Below are 15,684 nucleotides of genomic sequence, written 5' to 3'. Positions count from 1 at the left end.
ATGCAGCACGGCAAGTACCGGTTCATCGTGGGCTTCCTAGCGCTGCCCCTCGGCCTGTACGCGCTTTTCGTGATCTGGCCGTTCATCCAGTCCATCTACTACTCGTTCACGGACTGGACCGGCCTGAGCCCCGAATTCAAGATGGTCGGTTTCGACAACTACAGCCGCATGCTCGACGACGAGATCTTCTGGAAGTCGTTGCAGCACAGTTTGCTGTTCGCCCTCCTGCTGCCGGTGGTGACGATCGGTCTCGCGCTGTTCTTCGCCTTCATGATCAACGTGGGCGGCAGAAAGAGAAAGAACGGCCCGGTGGTCACCGGCGTCCGAGGCTCCTCCTTCTACAAAATCGTCTACTTCTTCCCGCAGGTCCTCTCGATCGCCATCGTCGCGCTGCTGTTCGCGTTCGCGTACAACCCGGACAGCGGCGCGATCAACTCGCTCCTGCGCGGTGTCGGCCTGGACGGCATCCAGCCCCTCTGGCTGGGCGACCCCGATCTGGCCCTCTGGGCGGTCATGGGGGTCCTCGTCTGGTCCACGGTCGGCTTCTTCGTGGTCCTCTTCTCCGCCGGCATGGCCTCCATCCCGTCGGACATGTACGAGGCGGCCCTGCTGGACGGCGCGAACCGCGTCACCACGTTCTTCCGGATCACCCTGCCCCTCCTCTGGGACACGGTGCAGTCCGGCTGGGTCTACATGGGCATCCTCGCCCTGGGTGCCGAGTCGTTCGCGGTCGTGCAGATCATGACGACCGGGCCGGGCGGTCCCGACTACTCGACCACCGTCATGGTCCTGTACGTGTACCAGAAGGCGTTCCGTGACGGGCAGGCCGCCTACGCCACCACCATCGGTGTCGCCCTGCTCGTCGTCACGCTGGCCTTCGCCGCCGTGGTGATGCGGCTGGGCCGTCGCGAGCGGCTGGAGTACTGACCGATGAAGACGACCGAAACCCCCGCGCCGCTCCCGGCCGAGTCCGGAGCCCCGATCACCAAGACGGACGTCCGGCCCCTCCCTCCCGCGAAGGAGAAGAAGGAGGGCACGGTCCTCAACGTCTTCTCCCACGGCGTCCTGGTCATCTGGGCGTTCATGGTGGTCATGCCGCTGCTCTGGGCGGTCATGACGTCCTTCAAGGACGACCGCTCCATCTTCAGCTCGCCCTGGTCGCTCCCGGACTCCCTGCACTTCGACAACTGGTCGCGGGCGTGGACCCAGGCCAACATGAGCGACTATTTCCTCAACACGGTCCTCGTGGTGGGCGGTTCACTCATCGGCACGCTGGTGCTGGGCTCCATGGCGGCCTACGTCCTGGCCCGCTTCGACTTCCCGGGCAACCGCTTCATCTACTTCCTGTTCATCGGCGGCATGAGCTTCCCGATCATGCTCGCGCTGGTCCCGCTGTTCTACGTCGTGAACAACATGGGCCTGCTGAACACCATCCACGGCCTGATCCTGGTCTACATCGCCTACTCGCTGCCGTTCACGGTGTTCTTCCTCACGGCGTTCTTCCGTACCCTGCCGACGTCGATCGCCGAAGCGGCCTTCGTGGACGGCGCTTCCCACAGCCGCACGTTCTTCCAGATCATGCTGCCCATGGCCAAGCCGGGTCTGATCAGCGTCGGCATCTTCAACTTCCTGGGCCAGTGGAACCAGTACATGCTCCCGACGGTGCTCAACACGGACCCCGACAAGCGGGTCCTCACCCAGGGCCTGGTCCAGCTGGCGGTCAGCCAGGGCTACAAGGGCGACTGGTCGGGCCTGTTCGCGGGCCTGGTGATGGCGATGCTGCCGGTGCTGGCCGCGTACATCGTCTTCCAGCGACAGGTGGTGCAGGGGCTTACCGCCGGTGCGCTGAAGTAGAAGCCGGGGCTTCGCGACTGCCGTTCCCAGGGGGCGTTGCGCAGCTCGGCGGAGCGAGGTGCCTCCCCCCAAGCTCTCGACTTCGCTCGAGCAGGGGCCCCGACCCCCACCCGGCGCAAGGCGAAAGCCACGCACCCCCCAACTCCGGGCTAGGCGAAAGCCGCGCAGCCCCATCCGGACCGCGCAGCCCCGTAAGCAGAAAGCGCGTACCCCCACATAGCGCTCCGCGACGGCCCGCGCACACACCGGAATCAGTTCAACCTCTTGACGGGAGGCGACCCGAACGGCTCAGCTTAGAGTTCACTAGTTGGACATAGACGGGGCCTCATCGCTGCGGCCCCGCGCGCAGGAGGTCGTCGTGGAGACTCCGGGGTCGCAGTCATCGCTGCACCGAGCCAACCTCGAGCGGGTCGTCAGAGCCGTACGTCTCGCGGGCTCCCTCACCCAGGCCGAGATCGCACGGACGACAGGTCTGTCCGCGGCAACGGTCTCCAACATCGTCCGGGAGCTGAAGGACGGCGGCACCGTCGAGGTCACCCCGACCTCCGCCGGCGGCCGCAGGGCCCGCAGCGTCTCGCTGAGCGGCGACGCCGGCATCGTCATCGGCGTCGACTTCGGCCACACCCACCTCCGCGTCGCCATCGGCAACCTCGCCCACCAGGTCCTGGCCGAGGAATCCGAGCCCCTGGACGTCGACGCCTCGTCCACCCAGGGCTTCGACCGCGCGGAACAACTGGTCACCCGCCTCATCGAAGCCACCGGCGTCGACCGCTCCAAGATCGCCGGTGTCGGCCTGGGCGTCCCGGGCCCCATCGACGTGGAGTCCGGCACCCTCGGCTCGACCGCCATCCTCCCCGGCTGGACCGGAACCAAGCCCGCCGAGGAGCTGGGCGGCCGCCTCGGCGTCCCCGTGCACGTGGACAACGACGCCAACCTCGGCGCCCTCGGCGAGATGGTCTGGGGCAGCGGCCGAGGCGTCCGCGACCTGGCCTACATCAAGGTCGCCAGCGGCGTCGGCGCCGGCCTGGTGATCAACGGCAGGATCTACCGCGGCCCCGGCGGCACCGCAGGAGAAATCGGACATATTACACTCGATGAATCCGGCCCGGTCTGCCGTTGCGGAAACCGCGGCTGCCTGGAGACCTTCGCGGCCGCGCGCTACGTGCTCCCGCTCCTCCAGTCCAGTCACGGCACCGACCTGACCATGGAGGGCGTCGTACGGCTCGCACGGGACGGAGACCCGGGCTGCCGTCGGGTGATCGCCGACGTCGGCCGCCACATCGGCAGTGGAGTGGCCAATCTCTGCAACCTGCTGAACCCGAGCCGGGTGGTCCTCGGCGGTGATCTCGCCGAGGCCGGTGAGCTGGTGCTCGGGCCGATCCGGGAGTCCGTCGGCCGCTACGCGATCCCCAGTGCGGCACGCCAGTTGTCCGTTCTCCCCGGTGCCCTCGGCGGCCGTGCGGAGGTGCTCGGAGCGCTCGCCCTCGCCCTCAGCGAGATGGGCGATTCGACCCTTCTGGACGGAACCGCCCCCGGCGCACTGAAGGCGGCCACCCCTGCCTTCACTTAGAGAACGGATGGCACCGTTGCCATCTCGTTAAGGATTTACTTCTTGACGTCGCACGTGTGGCCGAGTTGACTTCCAGCCACCTCGGCCGCAATGTCGCGGCCTCGTCAGGGAGGTTTCTGAAGTGAACACGCGTATGCGTCGCGCCGCTGTTGCTATTGCCGCCGGTGCGATGGCCGTTTCGCTTGCTGCCTGTGGCAGCGCCAAGGAGTCGGGCGACAAGGCCGACTCCTCCGGGTCCGCCAAGAAGGGCGACGACATCAAGGTCGGCCTGCTCCTTCCGGAGAACGCGACCGCCCGTTACGAGAAGTTCGACCGGCCGCTCATCGACAAGAAGGTCAAGGAGCTCACCGACAACAAGGGCGAGGTCGTCTACGCCAACGCCAACCAGGACGCCGCCAAGCAGAACCAGCAGGTCGACGCGATGGTGTCCAACAAGGTCGACGTGCTGATCGTGGACGCCGTGGACTCCAAGGCCATCGCCGGCTCGGTGAAGAAGGCCAAGGACGCCGGCATCCCCGTCGTCGCCTACGACCGCCTGGCCGAGGGCCCGATCGACGCCTACACCTCGTTCGACAACGTCACCGTCGGCAAGACCCAGGGCGAGGCCCTGCTGAAGGCCCTCGGCGGCAAGGCCAAGGACGGCCAGATCGTCATGATGAACGGGTCCTCCACCGACCCGAACGCCGCCCAGTTCAAGCAGGGCGCGCACTCCGTGCTCGACGGCAAGGTGAAGATCGGCCGCGAGTACGACACCAAGGAGTGGAAGCCGGAGAACGCCAACTCCAACATGGAGGGCGCCATCTCCGCCCTCGGCAAGGACAAGATCGTCGGCGTCTACTCCGCCAACGACGGCATGGCGGGCGGCATCATCACGGCCCTGAAGGCGGCCGGCATCGCCGACATCCCCGTCACCGGCCAGGACGCCGAACTCGCGGGTGTGCAGCGCATCGTCACCGGTGAGCAGTACATGAGCGTCTACAAGCCCTACCCGCAGGAGGCGGACGTCGCGGCCGAGATGGCCGTCGCCCTCGCCCAGGGCAAGTCGCTCGACTCGATCGCCAAGGACAAGGTCGACAGCCCGACCACCAAGGCCGTCCCGTCCGTCCTCGTCCCGGTCGTCTCGCTGACGAAGGACAACATCAAGGACACCGTCATCAAGGACGGCATCTACACCGTGAACGAGATCTGCGCGGGCAAGTACAAGGCCGCCTGCGACAAGATCGGTCTCAAGTAGAGCAACCGCCACGTCCCCACCGAGCACGGGAGTCCCAGCCGGACTCCCGTGACTCCATGCGGGGACCGGTTCGCCCCCGAGTTCCTCCGGCGCTCCGCCACATCAGCCCCGCAAGCTATGCGGGGCGCCGGAGTGATCACTCCTCCCACACTTCTGCACAACCTCCCGCCGGGTCAGGCGGCGAAGGAGATGGTTCACGTGTCCGCTACGCCCGTGCTGGCGTTGCGCGGGGTCTCCAAGCGGTTCGGTGCCGTTCAGGCGCTCACCGACGTAGAGCTTGAGGTCCACGCCGGTGAGGTGGTCGCCCTGGTCGGCGACAACGGAGCCGGAAAGTCCACGCTGGTCAAGACGATCGCCGGCGTGCACCCCATCGATGAGGGCGTCATCGAATGGGACGGCAGGTCCGTCCAGATCAACAAGCCGCACGACGCCCAGAACCTGGGCATCGCGACCGTCTACCAGGACCTCGCGCTCTGCGACAACATCGACGTCGTCGGCAACCTCTACCTGGGCCGGGAGATCCGCAAGCGCGGCGTCCTGGACGAGGTGGAGATGGAGCGCCGCTCCCGCGAGCTGCTCGACACGCTGTCGATCCGCATCCCCAGCGTGCGCATCCCGATCGCCTCGCTCTCCGGCGGTCAGCGCCAGACCGTGGCCATCGCCCGTTCCATGCTGGGCGAGCCCAAGCTGGTCATCCTCGACGAACCCACCGCCGCCCTCGGCGTCGAGCAGACCGCTCAGGTCCTCGACCTGGTCGAGCGGCTGCGCGAGCGCGGCCACGCCGTGATCCTCATCAGCCACAACATGGCCGATGTGAAGGCCGTCGCGGACAAGGTCGCCGTGCTGCGCCTCGGCCGCAACAACGGCGTCTTCGAGGTCAAGTCGACCTCGCAGGAAGAGATCATCTCCGCCATCACCGGCGCCACCGACAACGCCGTGACCCGCCGTGCGGCGCGCACGAACGGGGAGGTTTCCAAGTGAGCATCGACAAGACCTCCGCGGCTCCGGACGAGCACGCCGTGGAGAACCCCGAGGCGGCCAAGGCCGCCGTCACGGTCGTCGACCCCCGGCTGCTGGTGCGCGAGCAGGGCCTCAAGGGCTACGTCACCGAGTACAAGCGGAAGATGAAGTCCGGTGACCTGGGCTCCATCCCGGTCGTCATCGGCCTGGCGATCATCTGGCTCATCTTCACGAGCCTGAACTCCAACTTCCTCACCGCAGGCAACCTGTCCGACATGTCCGTCGCCATGGTCGGCACCGGCATGATCGCCGTCGGCATCGTCTTCGTGCTGCTGCTCGGCGAGATCGACCTGTCGGTCGGCTCGGTGTCCGGTGTGGCGGGCGCGACCTTCGCGGTGCTGAACGTCACCAACGGCATGAACGAGTGGCTCGCCTTCGTGCTGGCCATCGTCACCGGCACCGTCGCCGGTGTACTGCACGGCTTCTTCTTCGCGAAGGTCGGCGTCCCGGCCTTCGCCGTCACCCTGGCCGGTCTGCTGTTCTGGAACGGCCTCATGCTCCAGATCCTCGGCGACAACGGCACCATCAACCTCGACCCGGACGGGGTCGTGGCCCAGCTGACCAGCTACTACTTCTCCGACGTGGCCGCCGCGTACACGCTGGCCGCGGTGGTGACCGCCGGGTTCTTCCTCAGCTCCTTCCTCGAGAACCGGCGCCGCGAGGCCGCGGGCGTGCCGTCGAGGCCGCTCAGCGAGACCATCGTGCGGACGGTGCTGCTGGCGGTCCTGGCGTTCGCCGTCGCCGTCGTCTTCAACCAGTACAAGGGCCTGCCGCTCGCCGTGGTGATCTTCATGGTGGTGCTGCTGGTCACGGACTTCGTGCTGCGCCGCACGCCGTACGGCCGGAAGGTGTTCGCGCTCGGCGGCAGCGTCGAGGCGTCCCGCCGTGCCGGTATCAACGTGGAGATGGTCCGGATCTCGGTGTTCGCCATCTCCGGCACCTTCGCCGCGGTCGGCGGCCTGTTCATCGCGTCCAAGATCGCCGCGGCCAACCAGGGCGCCGGTGGCGGTGACCTGCTGATGAACGCGATCGCCGCGGCGGTCATCGGCGGCACGTCGCTGTTCGGTGGCCGTGGACGCACCTGGAACGCGCTGCTCGGTGTCCTGGTGATCGTGTCCATCCAGTACGGCCTCGCCCTGGAGGGCATCGCCTCCCCGGTGCAGTACATGATCACCGGTGGTGTGCTGTTGGCCACCGTCGTCATCGACGCCGTCACCCGTAAGACCCAGAAGACCGCAGGGCGCGCATAGCGTTGAGTGACACCTCCTGTGCCCGGTACCCCACAGGTACCGGGCACAGCTGTGTCGTAGAGGTGGCGCACCATGGGTAGAGCCGAACGCGTGACGTACGACGCACGGCCTCGGCGCCGCCCGCACAGGCGGAACATTAGACTCGACGAGCCCGGCAACAGCTCTACTGCAAGGAGGCACGGGTGCCGCTGCTGACCCGTATCAGGGGACCGCGCGATCTGGACCGGCTCAACCCGGAGGAGCTGAACCAGCTGGCGGAGGAGATCCGGAGCTTCCTCGTCGAAGCGGTCTCCAAGACCGGCGGTCACCTCGGCCCCAACCTCGGCGTGGTGGAGCTCACCATCGCCCTGCACCGGGTCTTCGACTCGCCCAAGGACAAGGTGCTCTGGGACACCGGCCACCAGTCCTACGTCCACAAGCTGCTCACCGGCCGCCAGGACTTCTCGAAGCTGAAGATGAAGGGCGGCCTGTCCGGCTACCCCTCGCAGGCCGAGTCCGAGCACGACGTCATCGAGAACTCGCACGCCTCGACCGTCCTCGGCTGGGCCGACGGCATCGCCAAGGCCAACCAGATCATGGAGCGCGACGACCACGTCGTGGCCGTGATCGGTGACGGCGCACTGACCGGCGGCATGGCCTGGGAGGCGCTGAACAACATCGCCGACGCCAAGGACCGCCCGCTCGTCATCGTCGTCAACGACAACGAGCGCTCCTACGCGCCGACCATCGGCGGTCTCGCCAACCACCTGGCGACCCTGCGGACCACCGACGGCTACGAGCGCTTCCTGGCCCGCACCAAGGAGGTCCTGGAGCGCACGCCCGTCGTCGGGCAGGCGCTCTACGACACCCTGCACGGCGCCAAGAAGGGGCTGAAGGACTTCATCGCCCCGCAGGGCATGTTCGAGGACCTCGGCCTGAAGTACGTCGGTCCGATCGACGGGCACGACCTGGAGGCCCTGGAGTCCGCACTCGCCAAGGCCAAGCGGTTCGGCGGGCCGGTCATCGTGCACTGCCTCACCGAGAAGGGCCGCGGCTACCAGCCCGCCCTCCAGGACGAGGCGGACCGCTTCCACGCCGTCGGCAAGATCCACCCCGACACGGGCCTGCCGATCGCCAGCTCAGGCGCCGACTGGACGTCGGTCTTCGGCGAGGAGATGGTCAAGCTCGGCGAGGAGCGCGAGGACATCGTCGCCATCACGGCCGCGATGCTCCAGCCGGTGGGCCTGGACAAGTTCGCCAAGCGCTTCCCCAAGCGGGTCTACGACGTCGGCATCGCCGAGCAGCACGGCGCCGTCTCCGCGGCCGGCCTGGCCACGGGCGGCGTGCACCCGGTGTTCGCCGTCTACGCCACCTTCCTCAACCGCGCCTTCGACCAGGTGCTGATGGACGTGGCCCTGCACAAGTGCGGCGTCACCTTCGTGCTCGACCGGGCCGGGGTCACCGGTACCGACGGCGCCTCCCACAACGGCATGTGGGACATGTCGATCCTGCAGGTCGTGCCGGGACTGCGGCTGGCCGCCCCGCGTGACGCCGACCAGGTGCGCGCCCAGCTGCGCGAGGCCGTCGCCGTCGACGACGCGCCGACCGTGGTCCGCTTCTCGAAGGGCGCCGTCGGACCCGCCGTGCCCGCCGTGCGGCGCGTCGGCGGCATGGACGTCCTGCGGGAGCCCGGCACCGAGCGGCCGGACGTGCTGCTGGTCTCCGTCGGCGCCCTCGCGCCGATGTGCCTGGAGATCGCCGGCCTGCTCGACAAGCAGGGCATCTCCACGACCGTCGTCGACCCGCGCTGGGTCAAGCCCGTCGACGAGGCCATGGCCCCGCTCGCCGAGCAGCACCGGGTGGTCGTGACCGTCGAGGACAACAGCCGCGTCGGCGGGGTCGGCTCGGCGATCGCGCAGGCCCTGCGTGACGCGGGGGTCGACGTGCCGCTGCGCGACTTCGGCATCCCGCCGCGCTTCCTCGACCACGCCACGCGGGCCGAGGTCCTCGCCGAGATCGGGCTCACCGCGCCGGACATCGCCCGGCAGGTGACGGGGCTGGTCGCCAAGCTGGACGGGCGCTTCGAGCGCAGCGCGGCGGACGCCGTGGACGTTGCGCGCGACTGACGCTGCCGAGACGCCGAGTCGGCCGAGGAGCCGAGTCGACCAGGACGTCGAGTCGGCTGACCTGGTCGGCACGGCCTAACAGGTTCGAGATGGGCCGGTTTTCCCACCGTGAGGGTGGCGAAACCGGCCCATTGGCGTGAATCGGCCCGTGCCGGGGCATACGGATGGTGCCACCTCTCGATCATGTCGAGGACGACAAGCGTGGGAGGTACCCGTGAGCAGTACCCTCTTCAGGACGAAGAAGGTCGAACAGTCCATCAGCGACACCGAGGAGCCGGAGCACGCGCTCAAGAAGTCCTTGTCCGCGCTGGATCTGACCGTCTTCGGCGTCGGCGTGATCATCGGTACCGGCATCTTCGTACTCACCGGCACCGTCGCCAAGGACAACGCCGGGCCCGCGACGGCCCTGGCGTTCGTCGCGGCAGGAGTCGCCTGCGCCCTGGCCGCGCTCTGTTACGCCGAGTTCGCGTCCACCGTCCCGGTCGCCGGGTCCGCCTACACGTTCTCTTACGCCTCGATCGGGGAACTTCCCGCCTGGATCATCGGCTGGGACCTGGTCCTGGAGTTCGCGCTGGGCACTGCGGTGGTGGCCGTCGGCTGGTCCGGCTACATCCAGTCGCTCCTGGAGAACGCGGGCTGGACGATGCCCGCGGCCCTGGGCAGCCGGGAGGGCGCCGACGTCTTCGGCTTCGACATCCTCGCCGCCGCGCTCGTCCTCGTCCTCACCGCCATCCTCGTGATCGGCATGAAGCTGTCCGCGAGGATCACGTCGGTCGTCGTCGCCATCAAGGTGACGGTCGTCCTCGTCGTGATCGTGGCCGGCGCGTTCCTCATCGAGGGGAAGAACTACGACCCGTTCATCCCGAAGGAGAAGCCGGTGGAGGCCGGGTCCAGTCTGGACTCTCCACTCATCCAGCTGATGTTCGGCTGGGCGCCGTCCAACTTCGGCGTGATGGGCATCTTCACCGCCGCCTCGGTCGTGTTCTTCGCCTTCATCGGATTCGACGTCGTGGCCACGGCGGCCGAGGAGACGAAGAACCCGCAGCGCGACATGCCGCGCGGCATCCTCGGCTCCCTCGTGATCTGCACAACTCTGTACGTCCTCGTGTCGATCGTCGTCACCGGCATGCAGAACTACACCAAACTGGACGTGGACGCGCCGCTCGCCGAAGCCTTCAAGGCCACCGGGCATCCGTGGTTCGCGGGCTTCATCAGCTTCGGCGCCGCGGTCGGCCTGACGACCGTGTGCATGATCCTGCTGCTCGGGCAGACGCGCGTGTTCTTCGCGATGAGCCGTGACGGGCTGCTGCCGCGGTTCTTCTCGCACGTCCACCCGCGGTTCAAGACGCCGCACCGGCCGACCATCCTGCTCGGCGTGATCATCGCGGTCGTCGCCGGGTTCACGCCGCTGACGGAGCTGGCCGCGCTGGTGAACATCGGCACGCTGTTCGCGTTCGTGGTCGTCGCGATCGGTGTGATCATCCTCCGCAGGACCCGGCCCGACTTGCCCCGGGCGTTCCGCACCCCGTGGGTGCCGGTCCTTCCGATCCTGTCGGTGTGCGCGTCGCTGTGGCTGATGATCAACCTGCCCGCCGAGACGTGGGTCCGCTTCGCCATCTGGATGGCCGTCGGGTTCCTCGTCTACTTCCTGTACGGCCGCACCCACAGCCGCCTCGCCCGCCGCGAGGCGGGGGAGGAGCAGCCGAGCGTGGGCGGTGGCACGCCGTAAGCGGCTGCGGCTGAGTGGGCGTAGGCCTGCGGCGGCCTGTAACTGCTTCGGACCCACCCGGCCCCAGCACCCACGCCGGGTACTTCGCTACGCCAGCTGTGGAAGCACCCCGCCCGGCACCCTACGGACGAACCGAACGCGGCCCCGCCACCTCCGCCCCCAGCTCCCCGACCCTCCTCCGCAGCTCCCGGTCCGCTGTGACCACCAGGACGGGACGCTCACCGGCCGAGGCCACGACCTCGACGATGTGGTCGTCCCCGCTGCCCGGGGCGGACGACACCCGTACCCCGGGCACGGACTCCACCCCGCGCGCCGCGCCCTCCACCACCAGGACGATCTCCACCGGGCCGGCGACGGCCGGGACCCCTTCCGACGCCAAGCGGTCCCGCAGCCGTTCCGCCGCACCCCGGCGGTCCCGCCACCAACCGTCCGGCACCGAACCGACGACGTTCGCGGCGTCGACGACGACCAGGACAGACACGTTGGCGTTCATGTGGCCAGGGTCGCACGGCAGATGGCCCGGGGCGGGGGCGGGCGGGCGCGCGCCGGGGCCGGTCGGCCGCATAAAGTGAACCGGTGAACGGCGACTGGCTCATCCGCGGCCGCGACGGCCGCCTCACCGTGTATCTGCCCTCCGGCGACGCCGTCCTGTGCCGGGCGGAGCTCGGCCCTGGCGGCCCCTGGGAGGACGAACCCCGAACCGTCGGCGGTGCCCAGAAGCTGCACCCGGAGGCGGCGGTCGGGCAGGGCGCCGACGGCTACGCACATCTGGCGGCCTGGCGGCCCACCGCCCCGGGCGAGTCCGGGCTCGTGCACTCCACGCACTTCCGTCCCCACCTCGCGCCCCTGGACTGGACTCCCATCGGCCACCCGGACAAGAAGGGCGACCGCACGGGGCCGCCCGCGGTGACCGTGGACGGGGTGGGGCGCGGTTACGTCTTCGTCCGTAACGGGAACGGCGGAGTCAGCCTGCGCAACCAGAAGGTGAAGGGCGGCTGGGGAGGCTGGCTGGACCTCGAAGGGCATGACGTCGAGGGGGAGTTGGCCGCCGTCACCGGTGAGTCGGGGCTGGTCGAGCTGTACGCCTCCGTGCCCGGCGGGATCCTGCACTGGCGGCAGGAGTCGGACGGCAAGAAGCCCGTGCGGACCGAGGGCGTCGAGGCTCCCGTGCGTCCTGGCACCCTGCGCGCGCTCGCCACGTCCGCCGAGCACACCACCCTCTTCTTCACCGACGACTCCGGCGAGCTGTGCGCCTGGCGTCCCGGTGAGAAGCCGGTGACGCTGCTGGCGTCTGCCGGGCCGGGGCCGGTCTCAGCCGTCCGGTGCGTCATAGAAGGGCACGACTGCACCGTGCTCGCCCAGCGGTCGGCGAGCGGCCGGGTCGCCTTCGCCGCCTATCCGACCGAGCAGGAGTCGGCCGGTGCCTGGTGGACCGAGTCCGGCCCCCGGCTGCCCGCCGACGCCGTCGTGTCGGTGGCGCTCGACGAGCACGAGGAGGTCGTCGCGGCCTCCCTGTCGCCCTCGGCGGGGACCGTGCTGCTCACCCGCCGCAAGGACGAGCCGGGGCTGGCGCTGGAGGCCTGGCGGGAGCTGTGAACCGCTTGCAAGAAGTGGAAGCAGCCCCTTCCCTTTGAGGCTCTTGTCGCACGAGACACCTGAAGTGTGTCAACGGTTGTACAGATGTGTGCGTGACAAGGCGCACCTTGGGAGAACATGGTCAAAAAGTGAAGGTGTTGTTAACCTCCTCGGACTTGTTCGATTTGCTCGGGGGGCCGGTTGCTGCTGCGTCTGGCTGACGCCGTGGCAACGGGGTTGGGAATGATGTCGTGAGCAGATCCTCCACGGTGGATCTTGTCGTTGTCGGACTCGGTTACGTGGGGCTGCCGTTGGCACGGTCCGCCGCAGCCGCGGGCCTGAAGGTGGTCGGTCTCGACCGCAGCCGTCGGGTGGTCGAGGGGCTGAACGGCGGCCGTTCGCACGTCGACGACATCTCCGACGCCGAAGTGCGCGCCATGCTGGAGCAGGGCTTCGAGGCCGTCGACCGGGCCGACGTGATCGCCGGCGCCGCCGCTGTCGTGGTGTGCGTTCCCACGCCGCTCACCGAGCACGGCGCTCCGGACCTCGGCGCGGTGCACGCCGCCGTCGACGACATCGCCGCGCACCTCACGCCCGGCACGCTCGTGGTGCTGGAGTCCACGACGTACCCGGGTACGACCGACGAGGTCGTCCGGCCGCGTCTGGAGGCCGGGGGGCTCACAGTCGGCGTCGACTTCCACCTCGCCTTCTCCCCGGAGCGCATCGACCCGGGCAACGCCTCCTTCGGCCTGGAGAACACGCCCAAGGTCGTCGGCGGCATCACGGCCGACTGCACCAAGGCCGCCCGCGCCCTCTACGAGCGGTTCGTGAACCGGGTCGTCGAGGCCAAGGGCACCCGCGAGGCCGAGATGGCCAAGCTGCTGGAGAACACGTACCGGCACGTCAACATCGCGCTCGTCAACGAGATGTCGATGTTCTGCCGGGAGATCGGCGTCGATCTGTGGGACGCCATCCGGTGCGCTTCCACCAAGCCGTTCGGGTTCGCGCCGTTCTACCCGGGTCCGGGAGTCGGCGGGCACTGCATTCCGATCGACCCCAACTACCTGTCGTACAAGGTGCGTTCGCTGGGCATCCCGTTCCGGTTCGTGGAGCTGGCGCAGGAGATCAACCAGCGGATGCCCGTGCACGTGGTGAACCGCGCCGCCGATCTGCTCAACGACCAGGGCAAGGCCGTGCGCGGCTCCCGGGTCCTGCTGCTCGGCGTGACCTACAAGCCGGACATCTCCGACCAGCGGGAGAGCCCGGCCCTGGCCGTCGCGGAGAACCTCCTCGCGCGGGGTGCCGAGCTCGTCTACTTCGACCCGCGGGTCGAGCACTGGCACGTCGCCGGTGCGCCCGTCGAGCGGGCCGAGGACTACCTCGCCGCCGCCGAGGCCGCCGACCTGACGATCCTGCTCCAGCCGCACCGCGAGATAGACCTCGACGAGCTGGCCGACCGCGCCCGGGCGCTCTTCGACACCCGGGGCAAATCCGCCGACCACCCGCGGGTGGTCAAGCTGTGACTGCCGACGATACGTACATACCGGGAGCCGTCGACTCCGGTGGCCGTCGGGCCCACCGCAAGCGGCGGCACCTGAAGGTCTCGTACTTCGTCTTCCTGGGCCTGGCCGCACTGATCGCCACCCGGCTCGACGCCGGCTCCCTGCACCTGTACTCCATGGGTGCCATGGGCCTGCTCGCCCTGAAGATGTTCGGCGCCCTCTTCTACCGTCCCGCCAAGGCAGGCCGGGAGGAGCTGGAGTACCTGGAGAACGCCTGGGTCACCGCGGTCATCCCGATCTACAACGAGGACCCGGTGATGTTCGAGCAGGGCATGCGCAGCCTCCTCGCGCAGAGCCGCCTGCCGAACGAGATCCACATCATCGACGACGCCAGCGCCAACGACTCCGGCATCAGGGCCGCGAAGAAGATGCGCCGCGAGTTCGAGGCGAAGGGCGTCAAGTACACCGTCAGCGTCCAGCCCGAGAACAAGGGCAAGCGCGAGGCGCTGGCGCTGGGCTTCGAGGCGGCGCCCTACTCCGACATCTTCCTGTGCGTCGACTCGGACACCGTGCTGTCCCGGGACACCGTGCGCGAGCTGCTGCTGCCGCTGGCCGACGAGAAGATCATGGCCTCCACCGGCATGGTGCTGGCGCTCAACCACGACAGCAACATCTTCACCCGCCTCCAGGACCTGCGCTACGGCAACTCGTTCCTGTTCGAACGGGCCGCCTACTCGCGACTGAAGTCGGTGCTGTGCTGCTGCGGCGCGCTCTCCGCGTACCGCGGCACGCTGGTGCGCAAGTACCTGCCGGACTTCCTCAACCAGCAGTTCCTGGGCAAGCCGGCCGTCTTCGGTGACGACCGCCGCATGACCAACTACTGCCTGATGGAAGGCCAGGTCGTCTTCCAGGAGACCGCCGTCGGCTACACCGCGGTTCCCGAGAAGCTGCCGCACTTCCTGCGCCAGCAGGTGCGCTGGAACAAGTCCTTCTTCCGCGAGTCGCTGTGGGCGTTCCGGCACCAGAAGAAGTACCGCCCGGCCTTCTGGCTGACCTGCATGGAACTCGCCCTGTGGCTGGTCTTCGGCTCGGCGATGTTCTACTCGATGGTCATCCTGCCCATCATGAAGCCCGCCCAGTTCGTCAACCACATCGGCGACTACCTCGTCTTCATGGTGCTGATGGGCTACCTGCGCAATGTGCGCTACCTCGACTTCCCGCGGCGCGGCATGGGCTTCGTCAAGCGGTTCGGCATGTTCCTGCTCGCGCCCATCTACGGCGTGATCCAGCTGACGCTGCTGACCCCGCTGCGCTTCTACGCCCTGTTCACCCTCCACAAGGGCAGTTGGGGCACGCGCCAGGGCGGCGTCGAGGTGTCCGTGGCCGGGGACCACGAGCACGACGTGACGGAGATCTTCGAGGAAGAGGACCCGTACTCCGACAAGAAGGTCACCGAGACGCTCCAGCTGATGCGTCTGGAGGGCGTGGCGCTGCGCACCCGCCCCCGCCCGACGGGCGGCATCCCCTCCCAGCCGCAGCCGATCCCCGGGTACGACGAGGAGCAGCACGCGGCCGTCCCGCAGCAGCGTGTCAGCTGGGGGGCACCGGCCGGGCAGCAGCAGTGGCAGGGCGGGTACGAGGGCCATCCCGACCCGTACCAGCAGCAGTACCCGGGCCAGGGCGGCCACGTCCCGCAGCAGGGCGGCTATCCGCACCAGGACCCGTCGTGGCCGCAGGGCCAGGGCCAGGGACAAGGCCAGGGTCAGGGCTACGGGCAGGGCGGCTGGTAACGCCGCAGGAGCGAACGGAGAGAGGGGCGGCCGGGGGGCCGCCCCTCTCTTGTGG

General features: G+C 68.6%; 12 protein-coding genes. 11 read left to right on the top strand and 1 reads right to left on the bottom strand.

Annotated features, from left to right (window positions below):
* The 8 genes from AB0B29_RS15870 (at nt 1) to AB0B29_RS15835 (ending at nt 10,762) form a co-directional block, all read left to right on the top strand.
* Entirely contained in the window at nt 1–927 is a 927-nt protein-coding gene (locus tag AB0B29_RS15870; RefSeq protein WP_362239360.1) for a carbohydrate ABC transporter permease, read from the top strand.
* A 3-nt stretch (nt 928–930) separates the two neighbouring features.
* Nucleotides 931–1,854, top strand: a complete 924-nt coding sequence (locus tag AB0B29_RS15865) for a carbohydrate ABC transporter permease (RefSeq protein ID WP_362239357.1) — start codon at nt 931–933, stop codon at nt 1,852–1,854.
* 358 nt (nt 1,855–2,212) lie between these two features.
* Nucleotides 2,213–3,424 carry an ROK family transcriptional regulator gene (locus AB0B29_RS15860; RefSeq protein WP_362239979.1) on the top strand — a complete coding sequence of 404 codons (1,212 nt, stop codon included), beginning with the start codon at nt 2,213–2,215 and terminating at the stop codon, nt 3,422–3,424.
* Nucleotides 3,425–3,557: 133 nt separating this feature from the next.
* Complete coding sequence (locus AB0B29_RS15855) at nt 3,558–4,658, top strand: ABC transporter substrate-binding protein (protein ID WP_362239976.1); 1,101 nt, start codon at nt 3,558–3,560, stop codon at nt 4,656–4,658.
* 189 nt (nt 4,659–4,847) lie between these two features.
* A complete protein-coding gene (locus AB0B29_RS15850) occupies nt 4,848–5,639 on the top strand; it encodes an ATP-binding cassette domain-containing protein (RefSeq protein ID WP_010033972.1) in 792 nt (263 codons plus the stop codon).
* On the top strand, nt 5,636–6,928 hold the full coding sequence (locus tag AB0B29_RS15845; RefSeq protein ID WP_362239354.1) for a sugar ABC transporter permease: 1,293 nt from the start codon (nt 5,636–5,638) through the stop codon (nt 6,926–6,928). The genes AB0B29_RS15850 and AB0B29_RS15845 overlap by 4 nt, the downstream gene beginning before the upstream one ends.
* Nucleotides 6,929–7,110: 182 nt before the next feature.
* Nucleotides 7,111–9,033, top strand: a complete 1,923-nt coding sequence (gene dxs / locus AB0B29_RS15840) for a 1-deoxy-D-xylulose-5-phosphate synthase (RefSeq protein ID WP_362239352.1) — start codon at nt 7,111–7,113, stop codon at nt 9,031–9,033.
* A 214-nt stretch (nt 9,034–9,247) separates the two neighbouring features.
* A complete protein-coding gene (locus AB0B29_RS15835; RefSeq protein ID WP_362239349.1) occupies nt 9,248–10,762 on the top strand; it encodes an amino acid permease in 1,515 nt (504 codons plus the stop codon).
* A 121-nt stretch (nt 10,763–10,883) separates the two neighbouring features.
* On the opposite strand, the gene AB0B29_RS15830 is transcribed toward AB0B29_RS15835, so the two are convergent.
* Nucleotides 10,884–11,255 carry an NTP pyrophosphohydrolase gene (locus AB0B29_RS15830; RefSeq protein WP_362239346.1) on the bottom strand — a complete coding sequence of 124 codons (372 nt, stop codon included), beginning with the start codon at nt 11,253–11,255 and terminating at the stop codon, nt 10,884–10,886.
* An 83-nt stretch (nt 11,256–11,338) separates the two neighbouring features.
* Between AB0B29_RS15830 and AB0B29_RS15825 the strand changes: the two genes are divergently transcribed.
* From AB0B29_RS15825 to AB0B29_RS15815, 3 genes are all read left to right on the top strand, one after another.
* The gene (locus tag AB0B29_RS15825; protein ID WP_362239343.1) at nt 11,339–12,358 is read left to right on the top strand and encodes a hypothetical protein; all 1,020 of its coding nucleotides are present in this window, start codon (nt 11,339–11,341) and stop codon (nt 12,356–12,358) included.
* A 230-nt stretch (nt 12,359–12,588) separates the two neighbouring features.
* Nucleotides 12,589–13,860, top strand: a complete 1,272-nt coding sequence (locus AB0B29_RS15820) for a nucleotide sugar dehydrogenase (RefSeq protein ID WP_362239340.1) — start codon at nt 12,589–12,591, stop codon at nt 13,858–13,860.
* Nucleotides 13,857–15,629, top strand: coding sequence for a glycosyltransferase (locus AB0B29_RS15815; protein ID WP_362239337.1), 1,773 nt, complete (start codon nt 13,857–13,859; stop codon nt 15,627–15,629). Before AB0B29_RS15820 ends, AB0B29_RS15815 begins: the two co-directional genes overlap by 4 nt.
* Nucleotides 15,630–15,684 lie beyond the last annotated feature (55 nt).

Source organism: Streptomyces tibetensis (genome assembly GCF_040647715.1).
GTDB lineage: Bacteria > Actinomycetota > Actinomycetes > Streptomycetales > Streptomycetaceae > Streptomyces > Streptomyces tibetensis_A.
Note: the sequence above shows the minus strand (reverse complement) of the source record. Positions and strands in the feature narration are given on the sequence as shown.

Bases quoted from the DNA above. Each gene is read 5' to 3' on its own strand.
- AB0B29_RS15850 (WP_010033972.1), top strand. From the start codon at position 4,848: ATGGTTCACGTGTCCGCTACGCCCGTGCTGGCGTTGCGCGGGGTCTCC.
- AB0B29_RS15855 (WP_362239976.1), top strand. From the start codon at position 3,558: ATGCGTCGCGCCGCTGTTGCTATTGCCGCCGGTGCGATGGCCGTTTCG.
- AB0B29_RS15830 (WP_362239346.1), bottom strand. From the start codon at position 11,255: ATGAACGCCAACGTGTCTGTCCTGGTCGTCGTCGACGCCGCGAACGTC.
- AB0B29_RS15865 (WP_362239357.1), top strand. From the start codon at position 931: ATGAAGACGACCGAAACCCCCGCGCCGCTCCCGGCCGAGTCCGGAGCC.
- AB0B29_RS15870 (WP_362239360.1), top strand. From the start codon at position 1: ATGCAGCACGGCAAGTACCGGTTCATCGTGGGCTTCCTAGCGCTGCCC.